25 protein-coding genes are annotated in these 23616 nt (G+C 49.1%); 16 read left to right on the plus strand and 9 right to left on the minus strand.

All coding sequences use genetic code 11. The features are described 5' to 3' along the window. Positions 1-264: 264 nt before the first annotated feature. Entirely contained in the window at positions 265-2799 is a 2535-nt protein-coding gene (locus CSR04_RS06535) for a TonB-dependent receptor plug domain-containing protein (RefSeq protein WP_102795434.1), read from the plus strand. 41 nt (positions 2800-2840) lie between these two features. On the opposite strand, the gene CSR04_RS06540 is transcribed toward CSR04_RS06535, so the two are convergent. Together CSR04_RS06540 and CSR04_RS06545 are read right to left on the minus strand one after the other, a co-directional pair. Beyond that, entirely contained in the window at positions 2841-3206 is a 366-nt protein-coding gene (locus CSR04_RS06540) for a DUF1428 domain-containing protein (RefSeq protein WP_102795435.1), read from the minus strand. Positions 3207-3362: 156 nt separating this feature from the next. Continuing rightward, positions 3363-4865, minus strand: coding sequence for a dipeptidase (locus tag CSR04_RS06545; protein ID WP_102795436.1), 1503 nt, complete (start codon positions 4863-4865; stop codon positions 3363-3365). 177 nt (positions 4866-5042) lie between these two features. Here CSR04_RS06545 and CSR04_RS06550 point away from each other — a divergent pair, with 177 nt between their 5' ends. The 3 genes from CSR04_RS06550 to CSR04_RS06560 all read left to right on the plus strand — a co-directional run bounded on the left by CSR04_RS06550 (position 5043) and on the right by CSR04_RS06560 (position 7670). Continuing rightward, entirely contained in the window at positions 5043-5408 is a 366-nt protein-coding gene (locus CSR04_RS06550; RefSeq protein ID WP_102795437.1) for a YbaN family protein, read from the plus strand. A gap of 90 nt (positions 5409-5498) precedes the next feature. Then, positions 5499-5939 (plus strand): hemerythrin domain-containing protein, encoded by a 441-nt coding sequence (locus CSR04_RS06555; protein ID WP_172449260.1) that lies wholly within the window; start codon positions 5499-5501, stop codon positions 5937-5939. Positions 5940-6098: 159 nt separating this feature from the next. Further along, positions 6099-7670: a cation:proton antiporter domain-containing protein gene (locus CSR04_RS06560; RefSeq protein WP_102795516.1), complete on the plus strand. Its 1572-nt coding sequence runs from the start codon at positions 6099-6101 to the stop codon at positions 7668-7670. 27 nt (positions 7671-7697) lie between these two features. Here the strand turns inward: CSR04_RS06560 and CSR04_RS06565 are convergent, their stop codons facing one another. Continuing rightward, entirely contained in the window at positions 7698-8147 is a 450-nt protein-coding gene (locus tag CSR04_RS06565) for a hypothetical protein (protein WP_102795439.1), read from the minus strand. Positions 8148-8398: 251 nt separating this feature from the next. On the opposite strand from CSR04_RS06565, the gene ccoN reads away from it, so the two are divergent. From ccoN to ttcA, 12 genes are all read left to right on the plus strand, one after another. Continuing rightward, a complete protein-coding gene (gene ccoN, locus CSR04_RS06570) occupies positions 8399-9826 on the plus strand; it encodes a cytochrome-c oxidase, cbb3-type subunit I (protein ID WP_102795440.1) in 1428 nt (475 codons plus the stop codon). 12 nt (positions 9827-9838) lie between these two features. Further along, entirely contained in the window at positions 9839-10444 is a 606-nt protein-coding gene (gene ccoO / locus CSR04_RS06575; RefSeq protein WP_102795517.1) for a cytochrome-c oxidase, cbb3-type subunit II, read from the plus strand. A gap of 1 nt (position 10445) precedes the next feature. Beyond that, positions 10446-10631: a cbb3-type cytochrome oxidase subunit 3 gene (locus CSR04_RS06580; protein ID WP_102795441.1), complete on the plus strand. Its 186-nt coding sequence runs from the start codon at positions 10446-10448 to the stop codon at positions 10629-10631. Further along, a complete protein-coding gene (gene ccoP, locus CSR04_RS06585) occupies positions 10624-11577 on the plus strand; it encodes a cytochrome-c oxidase, cbb3-type subunit III (protein WP_102795442.1) in 954 nt (317 codons plus the stop codon). The genes CSR04_RS06580 and ccoP overlap by 8 nt, the downstream gene beginning before the upstream one ends. A gap of 182 nt (positions 11578-11759) precedes the next feature. Further along, positions 11760-12248 carry a FixH family protein gene (locus tag CSR04_RS06590; protein WP_102795443.1) on the plus strand — a complete coding sequence of 163 codons (489 nt, stop codon included), beginning with the start codon at positions 11760-11762 and terminating at the stop codon, positions 12246-12248. Between the two features lie 12 nt (positions 12249-12260). Next, positions 12261-14636 carry a heavy metal translocating P-type ATPase gene (locus CSR04_RS06595; RefSeq protein WP_102795444.1) on the plus strand — a complete coding sequence of 792 codons (2376 nt, stop codon included), beginning with the start codon at positions 12261-12263 and terminating at the stop codon, positions 14634-14636. After that, positions 14636-14809: a cbb3-type cytochrome oxidase assembly protein CcoS gene (ccoS, locus tag CSR04_RS06600; protein WP_102795445.1), complete on the plus strand. Its 174-nt coding sequence runs from the start codon at positions 14636-14638 to the stop codon at positions 14807-14809. The genes CSR04_RS06595 and ccoS overlap by 1 nt, the downstream gene beginning before the upstream one ends. Then, positions 14802-15476 (plus strand): sulfite exporter TauE/SafE family protein, encoded by a 675-nt coding sequence (locus CSR04_RS06605; protein ID WP_102795446.1) that lies wholly within the window; start codon positions 14802-14804, stop codon positions 15474-15476. Before ccoS ends, CSR04_RS06605 begins: the two co-directional genes overlap by 8 nt. Positions 15477-15559: 83 nt before the next feature. Continuing rightward, positions 15560-16285 (plus strand): fumarate/nitrate reduction transcriptional regulator Fnr, encoded by a 726-nt coding sequence (gene fnr / locus CSR04_RS06610; protein WP_102795447.1) that lies wholly within the window; start codon positions 15560-15562, stop codon positions 16283-16285. A 116-nt stretch (positions 16286-16401) separates the two neighbouring features. Further along, positions 16402-17337 (plus strand): universal stress protein UspE, encoded by a 936-nt coding sequence (uspE, locus tag CSR04_RS06615; protein ID WP_102795448.1) that lies wholly within the window; start codon positions 16402-16404, stop codon positions 17335-17337. A gap of 111 nt (positions 17338-17448) precedes the next feature. After that, entirely contained in the window at positions 17449-17811 is a 363-nt protein-coding gene (locus CSR04_RS06620; protein WP_102795449.1) for a DUF4112 domain-containing protein, read from the plus strand. 71 nt (positions 17812-17882) lie between these two features. Further along, positions 17883-18800, plus strand: coding sequence for a tRNA 2-thiocytidine(32) synthetase TtcA (gene ttcA / locus CSR04_RS06625; RefSeq protein ID WP_102795450.1), 918 nt, complete (start codon positions 17883-17885; stop codon positions 18798-18800). Between the two features lie 34 nt (positions 18801-18834). On the opposite strand, the gene CSR04_RS06630 is transcribed toward ttcA, so the two are convergent. The 6 genes from CSR04_RS06630 to CSR04_RS06655 all read right to left on the minus strand — a co-directional run bounded on the left by CSR04_RS06630 (position 18835) and on the right by CSR04_RS06655 (position 23526). Then, on the minus strand, positions 18835-19482 hold the full coding sequence (locus CSR04_RS06630) for a DUF2987 domain-containing protein (RefSeq protein ID WP_102795451.1): 648 nt from the start codon (positions 19480-19482) through the stop codon (positions 18835-18837). Next, a complete protein-coding gene (locus tag CSR04_RS06635; RefSeq protein ID WP_172449261.1) occupies positions 19479-20162 on the minus strand; it encodes a glucosaminidase domain-containing protein in 684 nt (227 codons plus the stop codon). Before CSR04_RS06635 ends, CSR04_RS06630 begins: the two co-directional genes overlap by 4 nt. 88 nt (positions 20163-20250) lie before the next feature. After that, positions 20251-20997: a hypothetical protein gene (locus tag CSR04_RS06640; protein WP_146027113.1), complete on the minus strand. Its 747-nt coding sequence runs from the start codon at positions 20995-20997 to the stop codon at positions 20251-20253. Between the two features lie 141 nt (positions 20998-21138). Beyond that, complete coding sequence (locus tag CSR04_RS06645) at positions 21139-21774, minus strand: LysE family translocator (protein WP_102795454.1); 636 nt, start codon at positions 21772-21774, stop codon at positions 21139-21141. Between the two features lie 10 nt (positions 21775-21784). Continuing rightward, entirely contained in the window at positions 21785-22495 is a 711-nt protein-coding gene (gene cobB / locus CSR04_RS06650) for a Sir2 family NAD+-dependent deacetylase (RefSeq protein WP_102795455.1), read from the minus strand. Beyond that, entirely contained in the window at positions 22492-23526 is a 1035-nt protein-coding gene (locus tag CSR04_RS06655) for a LacI family DNA-binding transcriptional regulator (protein WP_102795456.1), read from the minus strand. The genes cobB and CSR04_RS06655 overlap by 4 nt, the downstream gene beginning before the upstream one ends. Positions 23527-23616: the final 90 nt, after the last annotated feature.

Here is a 23616-nt window from a genome sequence, read left to right on the forward strand (position 1 = left end):
TACAAGTGACGCCGGCCGTAAAGCCGGCGTTCTGTATTCCAGCCGTTTGTCGCAGCCTTTCTGCTTTTCATATCAATACATTGCTGGTTGCTGGCGCAACGTCAATGGCGTTGCCTAAGCTCAAACTGACCTTTTCGTTTACATTGGTTATATATTTATCGATATCGATTCCTTTAAGGAATATAAAATTAAAATCAGAACTTGGACCCGTTATAAGGTCCTGGCTAAAGTGCGGTGGCACACACAAACACGCAGGAGCGACACATGCAATTAAACAAACTTGCTTTTACCCTTAGCCGTCAGCTTGGCACTGGACTGCTTGCGTTGCCTTTGATTACCATCAGCAGCACTGCCGCCTATGCGCAGGATGGTGCCAATGAGCAACTTGAACAGATTATCATCACAGGTACCAGACGCAGTGACAGAACCGTGGCACAAAGCAATGTGCCCATTGATATTCTGGATGCCGATCAACTGACCTCTTCCGGCCAATTGGAAATCAGTCAGCTTCTGACCAATCTGGCCCCCAGCTTTAATTATCCCCATGCCACTGTTACCGATGGTACTGACCATGCCCGTCCTGCTGTACTGCGTGGTCTCGCACCGGATCATACCTTGGTGCTGATTAATGGTAAGCGCCGCCATGCCGGTGCGCTGCTAAACCTCAATGGTTCGGTTGGCCGTGGTTCCAGCGCGGTAGATATGAATATGATCCCGGCCGCCGCCATCAAGCGCATTGAGATCCTGCGCGATGGCGCCGCATCACAATACGGCTCTGACGCTATTGCCGGCGTGATTAACATCGTCCTTAAAGACAGCGATGATGAAGGCACTGTTGCCCTGACCTTTGGTCAGCACGATACACAAATGGCCGGGGTACCGCAGTTGACGGGCGTCTCCGGTGACGCGGCAGGGAATCTGCAGTTTAGTACTGGTGAGGATAGAAAACGCAGTGACGGTGAGACCTGGAACCTGTCGGTCAACAAAGGTTTAAGCATCAGTGACGAAGGTTTTATCAATCTGACTTATGAGTATCGCGACCGTGAGCCCACCAACCGTTCCGGCTTCGATCCCCGTCGTCAATATCCTTTGCAGGCCAGCGGTTTACTCGACCCAAGAGAGATGGAGTTTGACCGTTATAATCACCGGTTTGGCAAGGCTGCTCTTGAAGAGCACAGCCTGATCCTTAACGGTGGTTACACGCTTGGCGAGGTAGAGCTGTATGGCTATGCCAGCTATGGGGTGCGGGACGGCGAAAGCGGTGGTTTTTACCGACGGGCCAGTGATAGTCGCAATGTACCCGCCATCTATCCTGATGGCTTTTTACCCTACATTGTTTCAGATATTGAAGACCTGGGCGGTACTCTTGGTGCCAAAGGCCTGGCAGGCGAATGGCAATGGGATGTGAGCCTGACGCATGGTTGGGACAGTTTCAACTTTAACGTGGAAAACAGTCTGAATACCTCAATGGGTAATGCCAGCCCGACTAAGTTTGACGCTGGCACCCTGGAATATGCGCAATCTCTGCTGAATCTGGATCTGTCCCGCTATTACACGCCAAATTGGCTTCCCGACAGCCTGCTTGTGGCGGTGGGCGCCGAATACCGGCGGGAAAACTACCAGATTAAAGCCGGTGAACAGGCATCCTATCTGACGGTGCTGGATGAGCAGGGCAATCCGGTGGCGGCCGGTGGTTCACAGGTGTTCCCTGGTTTTTCCCCCATCAGCGCTACCGATCGCAGCCGCCATAACTGGTCACTGTATGTAGACCTGGACACCAATCTGACCGAGCAATGGAATATTGCCCTGGCCAGTCGCTATGAAGACTACAGCGATTTTGGTTCAGATGTGAGTGGCAAACTGGCCAGCCGCTACCAGTTGACAGACGGCTTGGCGATTCGCGCCTCAATCAGCAACGGCTTCCGTGCTCCCAGCCTGGCGCAATCAGCCTTTACCACCGTCAGTACGCAATTTGTTAACGGCGTGCCTTTTGAAGTTGGCACCTATACCGCGGACCATCCCGCCGCCTTAGCTTTGGGCTCGCAGCCTTTGCAGGAAGAGCAGTCCTTGAGCCGCTCCATTGGTTTGACCTACCAGGCAGGCGGACTGAGCCTGACGTTGGATTGGTATCGCATTAATATTGACGATCGTATTGTGTTAAGTGAAAGCCTGAGCGGCCCGGCGGTGGTGCAAATTCTTAACGACGCCGGTATCAGCGGAGTGCAACAAGTGCGCTACTTCACTAATGCCATAGATACTCGCACCCAGGGTGTCGACCTGACTGCCAGTTATAATCTGCCACTGCATGAGTATGGCAGTCTGAATCTGACCGCAGCTTACAACCGTAACGACACTGACGTGGAACGTATTGCCGCCAACCCGCCAGAGTTGAATGCACTGGATCCGGACCAATACACCTTATTTGGCCGCCTGGAAACCAAACGCTTTGAGCTTGGTACGCCAGACTCCAAGCTCAACCTGTCAGCCACCTGGCAGTATGACAGAAGCAAAGTAACTTTGCGCGCGGTACGCTATGGAGAGGTGGTCGATGCCGGCAGCACAGCAGCAAATGACGAAGTGCTGGATGCTAAATGGATTACTGATCTGGATGTGGCCTATGAGCTGACGGAGCAGTGGCAAGTATCTGTGGGAGCCAACAACCTGTTTGATCAGTATCCCAGAGATACCATCAGCACTATGGGGCAAACGGACTTTAATCAGATCTTCCCCTACTCTGGTTTTTCCGCTTACAGCATTGATGGACGCTACTGGTACGCCAAGGCACAGTATCGATTCTGACAAAGATAAGGAGCGCATTGGCGCTCCTTTTTTATTCGGCGTTAAGGCAGTTGCACTAAAGGCGCAAATCCCCCCCAGAACATACGCATGGCATCAAAGGGCATATCTTTGGGATTCATCATGTCGCTCAACCTTGGGTCGGCCATCACCTGTTCGTTGATTCTGTCCCTGTCCTGCCGTGAGGCATAGGTGATCCAGGCAAACACCACGATTTCATCGTCTTTTAAGTCTACCGCCTGAGGAAACGAAGTCACCTTACCGGGTTTGACGTCCTCCGCCACCCATTCACGATATTCCAGCGCACCATATTCTATCCAGACGTCACCGGCCTTTTGCGCCAATTGTCGGTAACTGTCCAGCTTGCTTTTAGGCACGGGCAATACGAAACCATCAACATAATTCGCCATCGGGTTTTCTCCTGTTTTGCAGAATGAAGCGATAATCGTCCTGTGACGATAATATATAGTCGCTATGCCCGGCATCGTTTCGACATCTGCCTTGAAAATGCGCCCAATAGCAAAAGGGTCAACACATGTTGACCCTTTATATGGTGATTTTGCTAATTATGGCGTTTTACCAGCCAGTTCCACCATTACCGCCGTGTACATTTGCAGATTCAAACGAAATTGTGCGCGGCTGATAAATTCATGCTCTGAGTGACCGGTGTATTCCACCCCTGGCATTGACGGCCCGAAACTGACCGCATTCGGAAATAAACGGGAATTTGTACCACCACCGATTGCGATGGGCTCAGGGTTTTGGATGCCGGTGAAATGGGAAAAAACCGCCAGCAGCGTATCAATATGCGGCGCACCGGTTTGTACAAAGGGTTCACCGATATAGTTATGCCGGGCTGCCAGGGTGACACCACTGGCTATCTGCCAGGCATCCAGCGCCTGATTAATCTCAACATCAAGCTGTTCAGCCGTCTTGCCGCGGGGGCGACGAATGTTGATATTGAGCTGCACGCCATCATCCACCCCCTTAATCACCGTCGGGGAAACCGTCATTGGCCCCATAAAATCATCTGCATACGCAATATCACCAAACTTGTCACCATATAGCCCGGTTCCCAACTGGTCATTGATAAAGTTCACCAGCGAGCCGGCGGCGTTATTTGGCCAGCGCTGACCATTAAGCAAGGCGGCCAGATAGGAAATCGCATTCACACCATCATCTGGCTTTGATGAATGGGCAGATTTTCCTTTGGCCTGAATCTGTAAAGCATTCCCTTGCTGGTCAAATTGGAATTGCATGTTGTTGTATTGTTTAGCCTGGCTCTTTAGCTGCGCAACCAGGGCATTATCAGCATGTTGGATCACCGCACTGGCATCTTCGGGGATTTGACTACCAAAGAAACCACCGGAAAACTCAGACAAATAGGGCTGCGAAGTATCAATGGGCTGATTAGCAAAGGTCATGCTCAGGGTGCCGTAACCTTTTTCTGCAGTTACAACCGGGTATTCTGCATCAATCGTGATATTCAGATCCGGCAGGCTGTTGGCTTTAACAAATTCCTGTAGAGGACCCCAATCCGACTCCTCAGCCATATACACATAAAGTTCAATCCGCCGGTTCAGCTCAATGCCTTTGTCCTTAATCGCTTTCATAGCGTACAACGCGGTGGAAATGGGGCCCTTGTCATCTTCTGTACCACGACCAATCAAGCGCCCTGGCTCGCTGGTTTCATCCAGTTCAAAGGGAGACTGTGCCCATTTTGATGGGTCGACGGGCTGAATATCACCATGTGTAATCACACCTAATCGTTTTTCTGCCTCACCGAGCGCAATCACCACCACATAGCCATGATCCTGAAAATCCAAGCCTAATCTGTGGGCTTGCCTGGCCAGCGCCGCTTTAAATGCCTGATGGGCTGGATTATCCAATGCCGATAGCCCTTCTACCGCCACGGTGTTGTGCTTAACCAACTCGCGAAGGCTGTCGACCATAGCGGATTCATAAGTTTCTACTGCATAAGCTGCAATCTGCTGGGCGCGTATATCCGGTGTTTGGGCAAAAACCACAGAAGTGAACAGCAAAGGGATGGCCACCAGTGACCTGCGCATAGTTATCTCCAGTACATATAGGGCCTTCAACCTATCAATTTATTTATTTTAAAACAACAAGTTATCAGCGGTGCCCGGCATCTTTCAGGAAAAGTATTATCTGCTCTGAATTTCCGACCATTCTGCTATGATGGTGACAATGCAAAATGGATTGAGTAGGTCGGGTTGCGCTGGACGATGAATTTGCTGTGGCGGCTATTGGCAGTCGCCTTTGTGGTGATTGGTTTAATCGGTGTGGTAGTGCCAGGCCTGCCTACTGTGGTCTTTTTGCTGATTGCCGCCTGGTGTGCGGGTAAAGGTTGGCCTGCTCTTGAAATTTGGTTACTGAACCATCCTCGCTATGGCTTGCCTATCCGCAATTGGCGCCAGTTCGGGTCCGTACCGCGAAAAGCCAAAGTGTTGGCCACTCTGATGATTTCCTGCAGTGCTCTGTTACTTTGGTTTTTTTCACTTCATCTGTACCTTAATGTGGCCATTAGTATTGTGCTGGTAGCAGTAATGTTGTGGTTATGGTCACGCCCTGAGCTGTCCCTGGACAGATAAGTCAGCTTCTGTCTTTCCTTTGATTTAGATTAAATCTTGGCAGGCATGCTTCGGATATTCTGGCACTCCCTGGTGTTTGGAGCCCGACACATGAACAAATTCATTACCCGTTACTTCAGCGCCAATCAGCAGCGGCTGGAGCTACTGTATATCGGCTTTCGCAAATACAAGCGCAGCAGCCCAGAGCATGCTCAAAGGCTGTTTAAACTGTTTAGCCATGATTTGGCGCAGCATATGCAGTGGGATCAGAATCTGATATTTCCATTGCTGCAAGCATTTGGCGAACCCCCATTGGATGAACTGATCCATAAAGCCAGAGCCGAACAGCAAAAAATCCGCCAACAGGTAGACGCTGTAGAGCACTTACTGCGAAAAGGACAGGAAAGCCATGACGATGAACAGCGGCTGGAATATTTGTTATCAGACCACTTTGAAAATCAGGAATTTGACTTGTACCCGGCTTGTGACCGTTTATTTGATACCGACACCGTCACCAGATTGACAGAAAGTTTGTCTTCGTCACCACGCTAGGGGCTCAAATATATCAGAGTCTGCTCTGCCACTGAGCGGGTTCACTACCAAGCTTGATAGCACTTATTTGTTGCCTCAATAACAATACAAGCTTTTGATTATCAAGGCTTACCTCTATTATTCTATGGCTTGTTTGTTGAACTGACGGATTTTCTGCTGATGGATTTTATCTGGGTATTGTTTGCCTTCGTTTGTGGCCTGGGCGTGAAGATGTTCAATCTGCCGCCACTAATAGGTTTTCTGGCGGCTGGCTTTTTACTGAATTTTATTGGTATTCGTCCCGCCGAGAGCTTGGAAACCCTGGCAAATCTTGGCATTACCCTGATGCTGTTTACCATTGGTTTAAAGCTGAACATTAAAGACTTGCTTAAACGGGAAGTCTGGGTGGGAACCGGCGTACATATGTTGGTGTGGTCCAGTTTACTTGGCGCTTTGTTAATTGCTCTGGGTAGTCTGTCTTTAGCTTATTTTGCCGTCCTTGATTGGCAGACCGCCGCCCTGCTTGGTTTTGCACTGAGTTTCTCCAGCACCGTGTGTATTGTTAAGTTGCTGGAAGAAGCCGGTGAAATGAAAACGCGGCACGGTAAACTGGCCATCGGCGTATTGGTTATGCAGGATATTCTGGCGGTGTTATTTCTGGTGCTTGCCACCGGCAAAACGCCATCGGTTTATGCCTTTGGCTTATTTGCCCTACTCTGGGTAAAGCCGCTTTTGAAGCGCCTGGTACAGTTATCCGGACACGGAGAGTTACTGCCGCTAACCGGCTTCTTTTTGGCCTTAGGTGGCTATGAGTTGTTTAACCTGGTGGGTATTAAAGGCGACTTGGGGGCCCTGGTCATGGGGATCCTGATGAGCAATCATGTCAAAGCCGCCGAGCTGAATAAGGCCTTGATGAGCTTTAAGGATCTGTTCCTGATCGGCTTTTTCTTATCAATTGGCTTTACTGCGCTGCCGGATATACAGATGGTGGGGCTGGCACTGCTGTTATGCCTGCTGTTACCGGTAAAATTCCTGATGTTCTTCTTTTTGTTTGCCAGTTTGCGTTTGCGCGGACGAACTTCTTACCTGGCCGGATTGGCGCTGAGTAACTTCAGTGAGTTCGGATTGATTGTGGTGGCACTCTGTGTGGAATCCAGCTGGCTGAGTAAAGAATGGCTGGTGATTCTGGCTCTGGCGGTGTCTTTTTCCTTTATTCTGACCAGTGTTATCTATCGTTATGCGCACTCGGGGTATAGCCGCTATCAGCAGCTTATCAAGCGCTACGAAAAATCCAGGCGCTTACCCGAAGATGTTTATCAGCAACCAGAAAATGCCCAGGTGCTGGTGGTGGGTATGGGCCGGGTCGGAAAAGGAGCCTTTTTAGCGTTACGGGATGTTTTGGGCAATAAAGTTTGGGGTATGGATGCCGACCGGGATCGTATCGAACGACAAAAATCCTTGAATTTGCAGGTCATTCTGGGTGACGGTGAGGATGCAGACCTATGGGATAATATGGATTTTTCCAGCGTTGAGCTGATTCTGCTGGCCTTGCCCTCCACTGAGGATATCCGTCATATCCATGATCAATTGCGCAAAGCCGGTTATCGCGCTCAATTAGCGGCCATTGCCCGTTACGAGGATGAACGGCTGGAATTACTTCGCTATGGTATCGATCACGTATTTAACTTCTATACCGAAGCAGGTACCGGTTTTGCGGAGGAAAGCTTATTGCTATTGGATAAACCAGCTTAAAATCGTAGCTATCTATGGGGCAACTTGTCAGCGGCTGTGGGTATAAAAATCCCACTGCCGATGCAAGGCCTGGCCATCATCCCGTTTCAGATTAAGCACCAGTCGCCAGTGCATTTGCGGTTCTGTGCAACTCCCCAGGAAGCTGACAGCTCGGTGATGCCTACCTTCAATATGCTCAACGATGACAGGAATACGCCCCATAAACATATTCACGCCTTCAATATGAGCGGCCTGGAACGTTACCCCTGCGGGTAACAGTATGGAAATATCAAGCTCTTCTTCAAGGGGAATGGGTTTAGGCATGATACTGATTTTGCCATCCTCGTCTCCCAGCGGGATAGCGCAGTCTTGTTTATCCAACTCACAAACCGATGCGGATTGTTCGCCGAAGTCTGAACGCCCCAGCCAGTTGGCCATCAACAGGATGATGGCCAGGAATAGCAGACTAAACAACCAGTTATGGGAAGTATTGGGCAAATCAGAGCTCTTTTACCGACGTGACTGGGCGGCCAGTGTGAATCATTGACCAGGATCAATCAAGCAGCGTTTAGGCTATCTTTTACGGTGCAAAAACCTTATCATTCGCGCCCGAAGCCCCGCCAAATATAAGTTGTGTATCAAGCCTTTATCGGTGATGAATTAACAACCTTGTACTGGCGGTTTCGGGTTTTTTACCTATGTTTAACGGGTAATAAAACATTCCAACGAGCAGCGGAAGAACCAAGACGATGAGTGAAACCAGTCGAGCACATCCCGAATACAATTATAAAGTAGTGCGACAATTCGCCGTCATGACGGTGATTTGGGGAATTGTCGGCATGTCAGTGGGCGTATTGATCGCCTCACAACTAATCTGGCCAGAGATGAATTTTAATACACCCTGGCTTACCTACTCGCGATTAAGACCATTGCACACCAATGCGGTAATTTTCGCATTTGGTGGCTGCGCTCTGTTCGCCACATCTTATTACGTAGTACAGCGCACCTGTCAGGTGAAGTTGTTCAGTGACAAACTGGCAGCCTTTACCTTCTGGGGCTGGCAGGCCGTTATTGTGGCCGCCGCGATCAGCCTGCCGCTGGGCTTGACTTCTTCCAAGGAATACGCGGAACTGGAGTGGCCCATCGACATCCTGATTACCCTGGTATGGGTGGCGTATGCGATTAACTTTTTCGGCACGATGGTGATCCGAAAGACATCGCATATCTATGTGGCAAACTGGTTCTTCGGCGCCTTTATCCTGACGGTTGCGGTACTGCACATTGCCAACAGCATGGCGATTCCGGTCTCTTTCACTAAGTCATACAGCTTGTATGCCGGTGCAGTGGATGCCATGGTGCAGTGGTGGTATGGCCACAATGCGGTTGGTTTCTTCCTGACGGCAGGTTTCCTCGGCATGATGTACTACTTTGTACCTAAGCAAGCCGGTCGCCCCGTTTATTCTTATCGCTTGTCTGTGATTCACTTCTGGGCATTGATCTCCCTGTACATCTGGGCTGGTCCGCACCATTTGCACTACACTGCTCTGCCAGACTGGGCGCAGTCTGTGGGTATGGTGATGTCTGTGATTCTGTTTGTTCCCAGTTGGGGCGGCATGATCAACGGTATCATGACCCTGTCAGGTGCCTGGCATAAACTGCGTACCGACCCCATCCTGCGCTTCCTGATCGTGTCCTTATCATTCTATGGCATGTCCACATTCGAAGGGCCAATGATGGCAATCAAAACGGTTAACGCCCTGTCCCACTATACAGACTGGACAGTGGGCCACGTGCACTCCGGCGCCCTGGGTTGGGTGGCAATGGTGTCTATCGGCTCAATCTACCACCTGATCCCAATTCTGTTTGGTCAACCTAAGATGTACAGCACCAAGCTGGTGAACGTGCATTTCTGGCTGGCAACCATTGGCGTGGTGCTATATATCGTTGCCATGTGGATCTCTGGTGTTATGCAAGGCCTGATGTGGCGTGCGGTGAACACTGACGGCACTCTGACTTATACCTTTATTGAAAGTATTGAAGCCTCTAAGCCGTTCTACTTTGTGCGCTTCCTGGGCGGTGTCTTCGTCGTTACAGGTATGCTGATTATGGCCTACAACTGCTATCGCACCATCCGTGCGCCTAAAGGCAGTTTGCAGGCAGAAGCACAACCGGCATAAGGGATGCAGCAAATGAAAAACGTACATGAACTAGTCGAAAAAAATACCGGCTTAATGGCGATCCTGATTCTGGTGGTTATCAGCTTCGGGGCCCTGGTGGAAATCAGTCCATTGATGTTCCAACGTCAGACCACTGAGCCGGTTGAAGGTTTGAAACCTTATACTGCCCTGCAATTGGAAGGCCGTGATATTTATATCCGTGAAGGTTGCGTGGGCTGCCACAGTCAGATGATTCGTCCGTTTCGCTCCGAGACTGAGCGCTATGGTCACTACTCTGTGGCAGGCGAGACAGTGTGGGAACACCCATTCCTGTGGGGATCGAAACGTACAGGCCCGGATTTGGCCCGTGTTGGTGGTCGCTACAGTGATGAATGGCACCGTGTCCACCTGACCGATCCCCGTGCAGTGGTACCAGAGTCGAACATGCCCGCATTCCCGTGGCTGGCAGAAAACACCCTGGATGGCAAACTGACCGCCAAGAAGATGGAAGTCTTCCGCGATTTCGGTGTGCCCTATACGGATGAAGATATCGCTGGCGCTCAGGCTGCCGTGAAAGGTAAAACCGAAATGGAAGCCTTGATCGCGTATCTGCAGTCCCTGGGTACGGCACTGAAATAACATGGACCATGTAACAGTTAATATCATCTGGACGTTGGCCATATTAGTCATATTTATTGCCATCGTGCTGTGGGCTTACAGTAAGCGCAGCCAAAAAGGCTTTGAAGAAGCGGCAAACCTGGTGTTTGACGACGAAAAGCCAAAAGCCGAGGCAAACAAAAAGCGGGAGTCATCTAACAATGAGTAGCTTTTGGAGTATCTGGGTCTCCGTTATTACCCTGGGGACCATTCTGGGCTGTTTCCTTCTGTTACGCTGGTGCTTGAAAAACAAGACCGGCGTGGAAGAAGGCGACGATATGCATCACGAGTTCGACGGTATTGTTGAGATCAACAATCCATTGCCTCGCTGGTGGACCATTATGTTTTACGCCACTATTGTTTGGGGCGTGATTTACCTGGCTCTGTATCCTGGTCTGGGTAATTTCGCCGGCCTGCTTGGCTGGGAAAGTTCCAACCAGAATATTCGCAGCCTGGCAGAATCCAAGCAGGCACATGCCGAAGATCTGGCCAATGGCAACCTGAATGAATACAGTCGTTCCATTGCCGCAGCCGAAGAGCGTTTTGGCCCTATCTTTGAAGCCTATGCTAAGCGTAGCGTTGAAGATCTGGCCACCGACCCTGAAGCGCTTAAAGTTGGTCAGCGCCTGTTTCTGCAGAACTGTTCGCAGTGCCATGGCTCGGATGCTCGTGGTCAGCGTGGATTCCCTAACCTGACGGATAATGACTGGTTGTACGGTGGTAGCCCGGCGCAAATCAAAGAAACGCTGAGAAACGGTCGCATTGCCGCCATGCCTGCCTGGATTGATTCTTTGGGCGAACAAGGCGTAAAAGAAGTGGTGGCTTATGCACTGTCTTTGAGTGGCCGTAAGGTTGACCCGGTTCTGGCTGAAGCCGGTGAGAGTCGCTTTGCCATGTGCGCGGCCTGTCATGGTCAGGACGGCAAAGGTAACTATGCCTTTGGTGCGCCGAATCTGACAGACAACATCTGGTTGTACGGCGGTAGCGAAATGGCCGTAACCGAAACTGTTACCCACGGCAGAAATGGCGTAATGCCAGCCTGGAAGGACATTCTTGGTGAGAACAAGATCCATCTGGTAACGGCTTACGTGTATAGCTTGTCGCAAGAACAGTAATTCATCGCAAATTTGTGCCAAAGCCCTGCTTATGCGGGGCTTTTTTGTATGCCAAGGGCAGCATTTTTTAGCTGACAAGGGTAAAATGCCACTTTTATTGACCTGGCGCATGATCAACATGGCCACGGACCCTAAACTGGCACCGCGTTTTTGCAGTACAGCCTGGACTATTTAGAGACGTTATGAGTCAAACACCTCCCCCCTGGTATAAACAATTCTGGCCCTGGTTCCTTATTGCCATTCCCGTTACGTCTATCATACTCAGCACCAAAATGCTGATGCTGGCTCTGGGCGGCGAGGACAGCATGGTGATTGATGACTACTACAAGGAAGGCAAAGGCATTAATATGAATCTGGAGAAAATCCAGCACGCCAGGGATTTGGGTATAGATATACGTCTGCAATTCAGTGATGAAAGCTTGCGTTTGGAATTTGTGCAGGGTGCCCCCAACACCGGTGCGGCTTTGTCCATGCACTTTCAGCACCCCACCCTGGCAGATAAAGATTTTAATTTGTTGCTCACGCAAAATGCAGACGGGGTATTCAGCGCGCCGCTGGCACATCCACTGAAAGGTAAATGGAAGTTAACCCTGGAGCCGTTTGACAAGCAATGGCGTATTTTACAGGATGTAGGACTGCCTCAAGCTTCCCCTATTATTTTTCGCCCCTAATTAATGCAGGCAATGTCGTTGATCTGTTTTCACTGTCATCAGCAGGTAACGGAAATCGGCCGTTACCAGACCCGTATATTGGACGAGATGCGACCTATGTGTTGCCCCGGTTGTCAGGCGGTTGCAGAGGCCATTGTAGCCAACGGCCTGGATGACTATTACCGCTTTCGCACTGAGCCTGCAGAGAAAGCCGACAGTATGCCCGATGACTTGTTGGAGAAACTGCGGCTTTTTGACCAGCCAGAATTGCAGGAAGAGTTTGTCATTCATCAGGGCAAAACCAATCAGGTACAATTAAGCCTGGATGGTATCAGCTGTGCTGCTTGTGCCTGGCTTATCGAAAAGAAACTGGCCAGGCTGGCCGGTATTAAGCAGATTGCTGTGAATGTCAGTGCCAGACGAGCCATTGTCAGTTGGTATCCGCAACAAGTGGCGCTGAGCGAGATTATTAATGCCATTGAAAAAATAGGTTACCACGCTCAGCCCTTTCACCCCCAGCAGCAGGAAGAAAACTTTAAAAACACCGACCGAGCTTATCTGAAACGTATCGGCCTGGCGGGCTTAATGACCATGCAGGTCATGATGATTGCCATTGCATTGTATTTCGGTCTATTCGGCAATCTGGATGAGGATATCCGCGAGTTTATGCACTGGGTAAGCCTGGGGCTTTCCATACCCGTCGTGTTTTATTCAGGGGCGGTCTTCTATCAGGGCGCTTGGCGGGCCCTGCGCAGCGGCGGTGTGAATATGGATGTGCCGGTCAGTATTGCCATTTGGGTGTTGTTTATTGCCAGTGCCAAGGCCACCGTTCTTGCCCGTGGCGAAGTGTTTTTTGAATCTGTGTGCATGTTTATCTTTCTGCTGCTTATCAGCCGTTTTCTGGAGCACCGGGCAAGACACAAAGCCGCGCAAATCTCTGCCAATATGAGCAAATATATCCCGGTCACTGCCACCCTGGTAGAACAAGGTAACACCCGGGATATACTGGCCAAACTACTTAAAACGGATCAGACCGTGCTGGTTAAGCCAGGTGAAACGATTCCGGTGGATGGCCAGGTGCTGGATGGTCACAGCCATGTTGACGAATCCATGCTGACCGGTGAGTTTGAGCCGGTGACTAAAACACCAGGGAGCGAAGTGTATGGCGGCGCACTGAATCAGAGCGGCACATTAACCATAAGGGTATTAAGGCCACTTAAAGAAGCCATGGTAAACCAGATCCTGCGCTTGCAGGACGAAGCGCTGCTGAATAAGCCAGCTATTGCGCAATTAGCAGACCGAATTTCCAGCTATTTTGTACTGGCGGTATTGCTGATCTCTGCCCTCACCTTCTGGTTCTGGCACGCGCAAGGCAATGCCAATGCGTTCTGGATTATGGCATCTGTGCTGGTCGCCACCTGCCCTTGTGCTCTGGGGCTTGCCACGCCTTCGGCCCTGACCTGCGCCATGGCCAGATTAAATCGCCAGGGGGTTTTATTAAAACGCGCAGATTTATTAGAGGCCCTATGTGAAATAGATACCCTGGCTTTTGATAAAACCGGGACCCTCACCGAGGGGAAATTTAGTTTGCAGCAGACCATTAATCTGTCTGCGCACAGTGACGAAATGTTACTGCGCTTAGCCGCCGCGCTGGAAAGCTATTCTGAGCACCCACTGGCTAAAGCTTTTGCCCCTTACGCCGGAACACTGGCCGAAAACGTGCAGGTCACGCCTGGCTTTGGCCTGGTCGGCTGGATTGATGGTCAGGAATACCGGATTGGTAGCCAGCACCTTATGTCTCACCCTGTGCCGGATAGTCTGAGTGCATGTAATGTGTTGCTGGCCGACCGAAATGGCATTTTGGCGGGCTTTGTCTTGACCGACCAGATTCGCCCCGATGCTGCTGCGATGCTAAAGCAACTCAACCACTATCAACATTGCATTATCAGTGGTGACAATCAGCAAAATGTTGCCAAAATTGGCCAGGCATTACAGATTGATAAGTTATATAGTCAGTGCAAACCAGAGCAGAAACTCAAAAAGATGCAGGAATTACAGCACCAAGGACAGCATGTGCTGATGATGGGAGATGGCATTAATGACGCCCCAGTGCTGGCCGCTGCACAGGTTTCAGTAGCCGTTGGTGGTGCGACCGATTTAGCTAAAAATGCTGCTGATGTTATTTTAATTAAGCCTTCTTTGACCCTGTTACCGGTGTTATTCAATATGGCTAAACGCAGCAGGACCAAGATAAAGCAGAACATGGCCTGGGCATTGGGTTATAACCTGTTGGTGCTGCCACTGGCCGTTTGCGGCTATTTAACCCCTTGGTTGGGGGTGGTTGGTATGTCGCTAAGCTCTATTATTGTGGTAGCCAATTCTGTTCGACTACTTAAGGCCGATTCCTAATGGGCATTTTATATATCCTTATTCCCCTTGCGATTGTGATTGTCACTATCGCCATCGTGATTTTTTTCTGGGCAGTAAAGTCCGGACAGTTTGACGACCTGGAACGTCAGGGCCACAACATTCTGTTCGATGATGACAAACCCTCGGGCGGGGATAAAAACCAGCGTGACTGATCTGACGCTGCTTTCTGCACTTCTTATTGGTCTGGCAGGCAGTGTGCATTGCGTTGCGATGTGTGGTGGCATTGTCGGTGCACTGAGTTTTTCTATTCCCAAAGATCGTTCCCCTTTGCCTTTTGAGCTGGCCTACCATAGCGGTAGACTTGCCAGTTACAGCCTGGCTGGGGCGATAACCGGCGGACTTGGTCAGCTTTTCAGCCATCAGATTGCGGGCGGCATGGCTATTTTGAATGTGCTCAGTGGCTTGTTTCTGCTGGCCCTGGCGCTGTATATCGGCAATTGGTGGCGCGGCTTGTCCTGGTTAGAAAAACAGGGAGCTAAGTTGTGGCGGCCGGTTGCACCGCTGTCTAAACGCTTTATTCCGTTTAAAAGTCCGGCATGGGCGCTGCCTTATGGAATAATCTGGGGGTGGTTGCCCTGTGGTTTAGTGTATTCCAGTTTAACCTGGAGCCTGGCAGCCGGCAGCGTCCATCAGGGCGCACTGTTGATGCTGATGTTCGGGCTAGGAACTCTGCCAGCCCTGCTGACCCTGGGGCGTTTTAGTCAACAATTACGGCCTTTACTGGCACATCCGCGTAGCAAACAGATTATTGCGGTGTTGTTAGCGATCAGTGCCCTGTGGCTGCTTTTATCGCCCTATGTGATGGCAGTTAAAGCCTGACCCTGAAGTTAGTTGATTTCGCTTACACCTATGCCAAAAAATGCTAAGCTAGCCATCTGTCTGGCCATTTATCTATAGCCACAATGAATCAACACCGCGAATGTACCATCAGCTGTCAGAATTGCAGCATCAGTCAGTTGTGTTTACCTTTTACTCTGAATGAGAAGGAACTGGATAAACTCGACAATATTATTCAGCGTAAGCGGCCATTTCAGAAAAATGAGCGATTGTTCCAGTCCGGGGATAAGTTAAACAGCTTGTTCGCGGTGCGCTCCGGCTCTTTTAAGAGTTTCGTATTGGCCCCTGACGGAGAAGAGCAAATTACTGCTTTCCATTTACCGGGGGATATCATTGGGTTTGATGCTATTCACAACCAACAACATAAAAGCTTCGCGCAGGCGCTGGAAACCTCGATGGTATGTGAAATCCCCTTCCAAACCATGGAAGCCTTGTCTGGCGATTTACCGAGGCTGAGACAACAGATAATGCGCTTGATGAGCAATGAAATACTTGCAGATCAAGATATGTTTATGTTGCTTAACAAACGCACCGCTAACCAAAGGCTGGCGCATTTTTTGGCGCATCTGGGGGATCGTTACCATCAACGCGGCTTTTCCGGCAGCCAGTTCCGTCTCAGTATGACCCGTGCGGAAATTGGAAATTACCTGGGTTTAACCGTAGAAACCATCAGCCGCCTGCTAACCAAGTTTCAAAAGCAGGGCCTGATAAAAGTAGATGGCAAATTTATTACCCTGGTACAACCTGCGCAGCTTAAGGAAGTGCAGGACAGTTCCGCGACGACTAGTTAAAAACTTTCCCCTTCGGACTTGATCTAACGCAATCATACTGATTGGATAGAAATGTAGTTTGTACATAGACTCAAAAGGTCAACACGCTCTATCATTGGATCTGCCGGAGGAGATGGATGATTAATTATAAAAAATTGCTGGTCGTCATTGACCCTACCACTGAACAACAGAAAGCTTTAAAAAGAGCGGTACTGATAGCGGGTAAAACCGGCGCAAGCATTACTGCTTTTCTGTCCATTTATGATTTCTCCTACGAAATGACCACTATGCTGTCGGTGGACGAACGCGAAACTATGCGTCAGGCCGTGGTGGACGACAGAACGGAATGGTTGACCGAATTGCTGTCGGAGCAGATAGACGACCCATCATTGGCTGTTGATGCAAAAGTGGTATGGCACAATCGGCCATTTGAAAGCATTATTTATGAGACCATTGAACAGCAGTATGACCTGATCATTAAAGGTACTCATCAACACAGCGGGTTAAAGTCAGTGATCTTCACCCCTACCGACTGGCATTTAATGCGTAAAGCCCCCGTTCCTGTATTGCTGGTTAAGGAACATGACTGGCCTGAACAGGGACAGATACTGGCTGCGGTCAATGTTGGTTCAGTAGACACAGAACATGCTTCTTTGAATCAGAAGGTTACTCACACGGCGTTAGATTTTGCCCGCACCCTCAACGGTCAGGTTAACCTGGTGAATTCTTATCCAGGCACGCCGGTAAATATTGCCATCGAAATTCCTGAATTTGACCCTGCCAGTTTTAATCAATCGGTGAAAAACCACCATATCGATGCGATGAAAACCTTTGCCAGTACGCATGGTATTGATATGACCCATTGTTATGTGCGCGAGGGCTTACCTGAAGATGTGATCCCCACTGTGGCAGAAAAACTGGATGCTGAATTGGTGGTTATTGGTACCGTAGGACGACATGGTATATCTGCAGCATTGATTGGCAATACCGCTGAACATGTTATCGATATGCTCGATTGCGATGTTCTGACGGTTAAACCTGACGGCTTTGTCAGCCCATTGCAACAAAAGTAAGTTAACCTTCCCGACAGCCCCATTGTTGTATGCACAGCAATGGGGTATCCGATTCCTGCTGCTTGGCAGCGTCAATTTACAGCCCGCTACTCAAGATAGGTTGAAATTAGAATGGCGTCGCAAAATCACCAGCGTTTACTTAAAAGTGCCAGATCCTGGGCCAATTGGAGTGACAGTGCATTCAGCTTATTTGGTATCAGATTCGGCTGGGACTTTATTATAGGACTGATCCCAGGTCTGGGTGACGTTATCAGCGTGCTGATTTCAATGAGACTGTTAATCGTTGCACGCGCACTGGGTGCCCCGCTGCGTTTGCAGCTGCGCATACTGGTGAACTTATTGTTAGACTTTTTTGTCGGTCTGGTACCTATCATTGGGGACGTGCTGGATGTGTTTTTCCGAGCCAATCAGATGAATCTGCGGCTACTGGAGAAATGGTATAACACCAACAGGATTGCCCAATCCAAGATGTAAGCCAAGCATCAGCAGAGCTGTAACTTGTGCGTTATGCAGGTATAATCCCGGCCTCATTGCAGAGGTACCCCATGACGCGATTAGAAGATTTAACCGCTAAACAGAAATACGCTTTCAATAAACTCCAGAAACGACTGCGCCGCTGCGCGGGGAAAGCCATTGACGATTTCAATATGATTGAGCATGGCGATAAAGTTATGGTGTGTTTGTCTGGCGGCAAAGACAGCTATGCTATGCTGGATATTCTGCGTTATCTGCAAAAAGTGGCACCTATTCAGTTCGAACTGGTGGCCGTCAATCTTGATCAGAAGCAGCCTGGATTCCCTGCTCATGTATTGCCGGCCTACCTGGACAGCCAGGGCGTTGACTATAAAATCGTCACCGAAGACACCTACAGTATCGTTAAGGAGAAGATCCCCGAGGGCAAAACAACCTGTTCGCTATGTTCCAGATTAAGACGTGGCATTCTTTATCGTACCGCCACAGAGTTGGGCGCCACCAAGATTGCCTTAGGACACCACCGTGAAGACATGCTGGAAACACTGTTTCTCAACATGTTTTATGGCGGAAAATTAAAGTCTATGCCACCTAAGCTGGTTAGCGATGATGGTAAGCAAATGGTCATTCGCCCTCTGGCGTACTGCGCTGAAAAAGACCTGGCGCGATATGCAGAGTTAATGGAATTTCCAATTATTCCCTGTAATCTTTGCGGCTCTCAGGAGAATCTGCAGCGCAAAGTCATCAAGCAAATGCTGCAGCAGTGGGATAAACAATATCCCGGCAGGATTGAGAATATGGCAAGAGCGTTGCAAAGTGTCACGCCGTCACACTTGGCGGATCCTGCGCTGTTTAACTTCGCCGACCTGAAAACTCAGGAACATCCGTTTGAAGATGGCGATATTGGCTTTGATCAGCCAGACATTAGGCCACCTCAAAATCCTGTAGACATAGATGAAGAACAAATAGTTCAAATCGTACAGCTAAGCTAATGTGCTTGTTTGGGAAGGGGTGCCCTTCCCTTCTTTACTCGGTTATCGCCGTAATGCGGTATGGCCTTACAGGTAAACGCAACTGACCTTTGTTTTCCAACCAGTCTTTACTTAGACGTAGCTCGCCTTCGCGTATAGACAGCTCAGGTTGTAATTTGTCGTTCAGCCAGATAGCGTCAGACGCCATATTTTTATCAAAGTGAAGCACCAATCCCTTTACTGATGGCATCATAAACGCCAGAAAGCTGCCCATGGAATCAAAAAACTCGGTGTACTGGTCATACAGCAAAACTAGCTCCTGCAGGTCGTATGCTGTTTTCAGGTACTCTGCTTTAGTTTCCAGTTGCACTGACATGTCACATTGATTTACCGGTTCGGTTAATTCAAATCTTGCAACGGCTTTAGCCAGGCTGAGAGCTTTTTCAGAAGGTACCGTGAATCTTTGTTCTTGCGTTATCTGCAAAGGAATATCCTGCTTTTGGGTATGCAGATAAGCGGATTCAAGGTGACACATTTGCTTGCTTTGGTGATGCATAAAGCCAAAGGCAAATTGCAAGGCCGACAGTTCGTCCTTATCCAGCTTGCGTGTATGGCTATACAATGTAGCGTAATCCAGTTCCAGTGACTCAGACGCTAAAGCTGCACCGGAGAAGGCCATAAGACCAAGAAAAAGCATTCTCATGAATTTAAATATTTCCTGTTAACTCGAATCATCTGTAACAACTCATCAATGTAATCCTGGCCACGTTCGGAGTACCCCATCAGCCCCTCCACCAGGTATTCAGCAGTAACGGTTTGCTGATTACGACGTAAACCCGCCCGGATCCCACGCAGTTCGCTGTAGGCATAATGACTGTTGATATTAGTGAGATAGGCCTGAACAGCATGAGATAAATCGCGGAATCGGGCTACTTCATGGCCAGCATCTTCTTCCCGCTGTCGAGGTACAAACCCGCACCCTTTTCTAAAGCACCACATACCGAAAAAATTGTATCCCTGCCGGGCAAACCTGGAGGTTCCCCAAGCGGATTCATTAGCGGCCTGCACCAACACCAGTTCTACCGGAACGATATCTACCCGCCTTAACAACCGGTTGATACTGTCTATATCTGTGGGCGCTTTAGCCAGCTTGTATGTTTGACTGAGTTTTTCCAGTTTGCGCTTCTGCAACTGGGTTAGCGGTTGCCCGTCAATCATTTTTTGCCGAATAGCCTGCAACATATTCCTGTCATGCAAGATGAGCTGATTGTGGTATTCCACCGCTGGCCGGAGATAATCGAAGAATGCCTGTTTCTTTTCTTCGACATTTTCAAAAGCATTAAAGTCAGGCACCGGCATGGCCAATTGCTTGGGCTCCGGCAACAGTCCTTGTTCCTCTCTGTGTAAAAATGGATAGACTAGCGCAAACCCAACGACTGCAATGAAGACTGCTCTAATTACCCAGCCAGCATCAGGCATGGAAAATTGATTCACCATTTTGAGAATCTCCGCTTTGTCCGGTCAGGCGCACTGCCACACCGAATATCTCTCTGTATAGCACGCCTTTGGTGTTGTAGTAAAAGGGGGCAACCCAGATCATGGCAATACCAAAAGTCAGGACAACCAATACAAACAACAAAGCAAACAACAGATAGAGCAGGATAAATTGCTGCCACTTAAAGCTGACGACCCGAATGGACACATAGATCGCCCGTAGCGGCGTCATGCCTTTTTCCACCACCAGTGGTAGCACGAAACTGCAGGCAATCATGAGGTAAAGTCCAGGAACAATCATTAATAGCAGGCCAATCTCCACAATTAAACTGACCATTAAGGCACTTAATGAGAGCAACAAGGCTTTGGACAAAAAATGAAACAGATGAGATGGACGGGAACGACCGCCAACAGCATGATTGACCCCCATCATCATTAGGCCGGTAATCAAAGGTGCGGTCAGTAAGGTAAGAAGAATCTCTGTCATCAACTGAACATTTGGAGCCATTAAATCCAATCCCTTTAGCTGAGCAATCTGGGCAAGCACCATCACTGCCAGCAAAGCTAAAGAGAAAACCAACAAAATGGCTTGTACCATCACCCATTTTGTTACATGGGTGATATCCCATGCCTCCTTCAAGAGACCTTTAAGATCCAGGGTGAAATCACCTGCCATGGCCTTTGCCAGACTACCGCCGAGAATGAGTGATTTGTTTTCTTCCAATGTTTAAGACCTGAAGCATATACAACGGGCATATCATACCAGTTCAGAACCGGAATAAGTGAAATGCTTAGGAGAATAGGTCCCAACAGACCAGAAATTAGTCTCTGAGGGCTGATTAGTCCGCTTGAGATTCATTTTCAGCTAATTTCCAATCAGTAATTTCACTGCCAGTAAAATTAACAATATACCCATTAAGCGATCAAACCAGAATCCCTTGCTTTGCAGGAAACGTCTGACAGGTTGTGCGGCCAATAAGAAAGACAGGGCAATAAACCAGAGTCCCGTTGCAAACGCCAGGTATACACCATAAAACAGCTTAACCTGCATAGGGGTTGTAACAGAAATCACTACTGCAAACAGGGACAAAAAAAACAGCGTCGCTTTCGGATTTAATCCATTTGTGACGAAACCAACAACAAAGGCCTTGCCGTCTGAGATTTGCCCTTTTTGCGCATTGCTTGCTGATTTACCGGCAGCGCTACTGCCAATAGCTTTAAATCCTATATACGCAAGATAGGCTGCCGCTGCATAACTAAGCACATTAAACAACCAAGGCGTAGTTTGGATCAGCAGGCCGATACCCAATAACGAATATGCAACATGTAAGAGAATAGCCAGTCCGATACCTATGCTGGTGTATATTGCGGCACGTCTGCCGTAGCTGACACTGTGCTTTAACACAATCGCAAAATCAGGACCCGGGCTGGCTACCGCTAACAGGTGAACGGTAGCAATAGCTAAAAACTCCAGCCAGTATGGCTGCATTTGTTCCAACATCAACAACACTCTATTGGGAATACGGTAATAAAAGTTCTTCAACAAACCTAGGGACTATCTTCGTTGCCCTACCCTGTCGTTTCTCAATAAACAATCCGTCACTGGCATCCAGATTGAGTTCGACTGTATAAGCCCCCGCCCAACTTGCTTCGGCAACAAAACCCGCAGCAGGATATACCGTGCCTGAGGTGCCGATGGATATAAATAGATCTGCCCGGGCTATCGCCGCTAAGATCTCATCCATAAACAATGGCATTTCACCAAACCAAACAATATGGGGGCGCAGCGCACTAGCCGGGTAACAACAAGGGCAACGATCCTGTGCGTTGAAACTTGCAGTCATTAGGTGCACCTGACCGCTTCGGGTACATCTGGCTTTAAGTAACTCGCCATGCATAGATAGTACCCTTTGGCTGCCAGCAGTTTGATGCAGGTTATCGACGTTTTGGGTGACCAGCAGAAAGTCACCTTCACAAGCTTGTTCCAACCTTGCCAAGGCAAAATGCGCAGCATTGGGCTTCACAGAGCCATCAAGAAGTTGCTGACGTCTTTGGTTGTAAAAGCGGTAAACCAAATCAGGATTTGCCTTGAAAGCTTCAGGTGTAGCCACGTCCTCAACCTGATGATGTTCCCACAAACCATCATTGTCGCGAAAGGTTTTCAATCCGGATTCAGCGGATATACCAGCACCAGTAAGGACAACAATATTTTTGTATTTCATGCAGTTTGACGTTGTGTGGATTCTCTGATTACCAACTCCGGCTCAAAATGCTGGTGAACGGTTTCCAATTTACCCTTACCTGATCGCTGAATCATAATTTGTGAAATAAGCAGACTAGCAGCTTTTTTGGCAATTAAATTGGTGGGCTGTGCTGCAGTAGTGAGCTTCGGCCAGGTTTGGCGCGAAAAGGGACTGTCCTCAAAACCTGCAATGGATACCTGCTCCGGCACCGAAACATTACTCAACCGTGCTGCAAATAGCGCACCCGCTGCAATTTCATCGTTACAGGCAAAAATGGCGCTGGGCGGTTTGGCCAGCGACAGCAAGTGCTTCGCGCCTTTTACACCTGACTCAAACGAGTAACGGCCATCATAAAGATAGTCAGGATTAAAGGTGATGCCAGCATCTTCTATGGCCGCCCGATAACCATTCAAACGCTCGTCGGTAGAACGGTGACCTTTATCACCACTGATAAACGCAATATCCCGGTGGCCTAAATCGATCAGGTGGCGGGTGATTTGATAGGCCGCTTCATGGTCATGCACAAAGATACAGGGTGTTTTCTCCGGTTTATGGCCTGAGCCTGAGATAATTCGCACAAACTGGATATCCATTTCACCCAATGCATCCAACACGTCAGGCATTTCCGATAAAGGCGGAGAGATCACCAGCCCGGCCAGTTGTGATTTGGTGATCATGGTTTTCAGTTCATCAACTATCGTGGGTGAATTTGCATTGCAGGGGTGAATAATCAGCTCATAGCCCTTGTCACGGCACTCAGCCAGAATGCCATTTTGCATATCGATAACATAATACGCATTGGGGTTGTCGTACACATACCCCATGGTATAGGAGCGAGTTCCTGCCAAGTTACGCGCGGCCAGATTTGGCTCGTACTGTAACTGCCGAATGGCATCGTTGACCTTCTCAATCGTGTCAGCCCTGACAGCCGCTTCTTTATTAATCACCCGTGACACCGTCTTAATTGACACTCCTGCCAATTGGGCCACGTCCTTAATAGTTGATTTCATTTGGGTTCTCTCGACTCAATTGGCAGTTAGTAAACATGATGATTAGCATAAATGCCAGTCCTTTACTTATGGATGTTGCAAATCCTGCGA

This window comes from Bowmanella denitrificans (assembly GCF_002887595.1).
Lineage (GTDB): Bacteria > Pseudomonadota > Gammaproteobacteria > Enterobacterales > Alteromonadaceae > Bowmanella > Bowmanella denitrificans.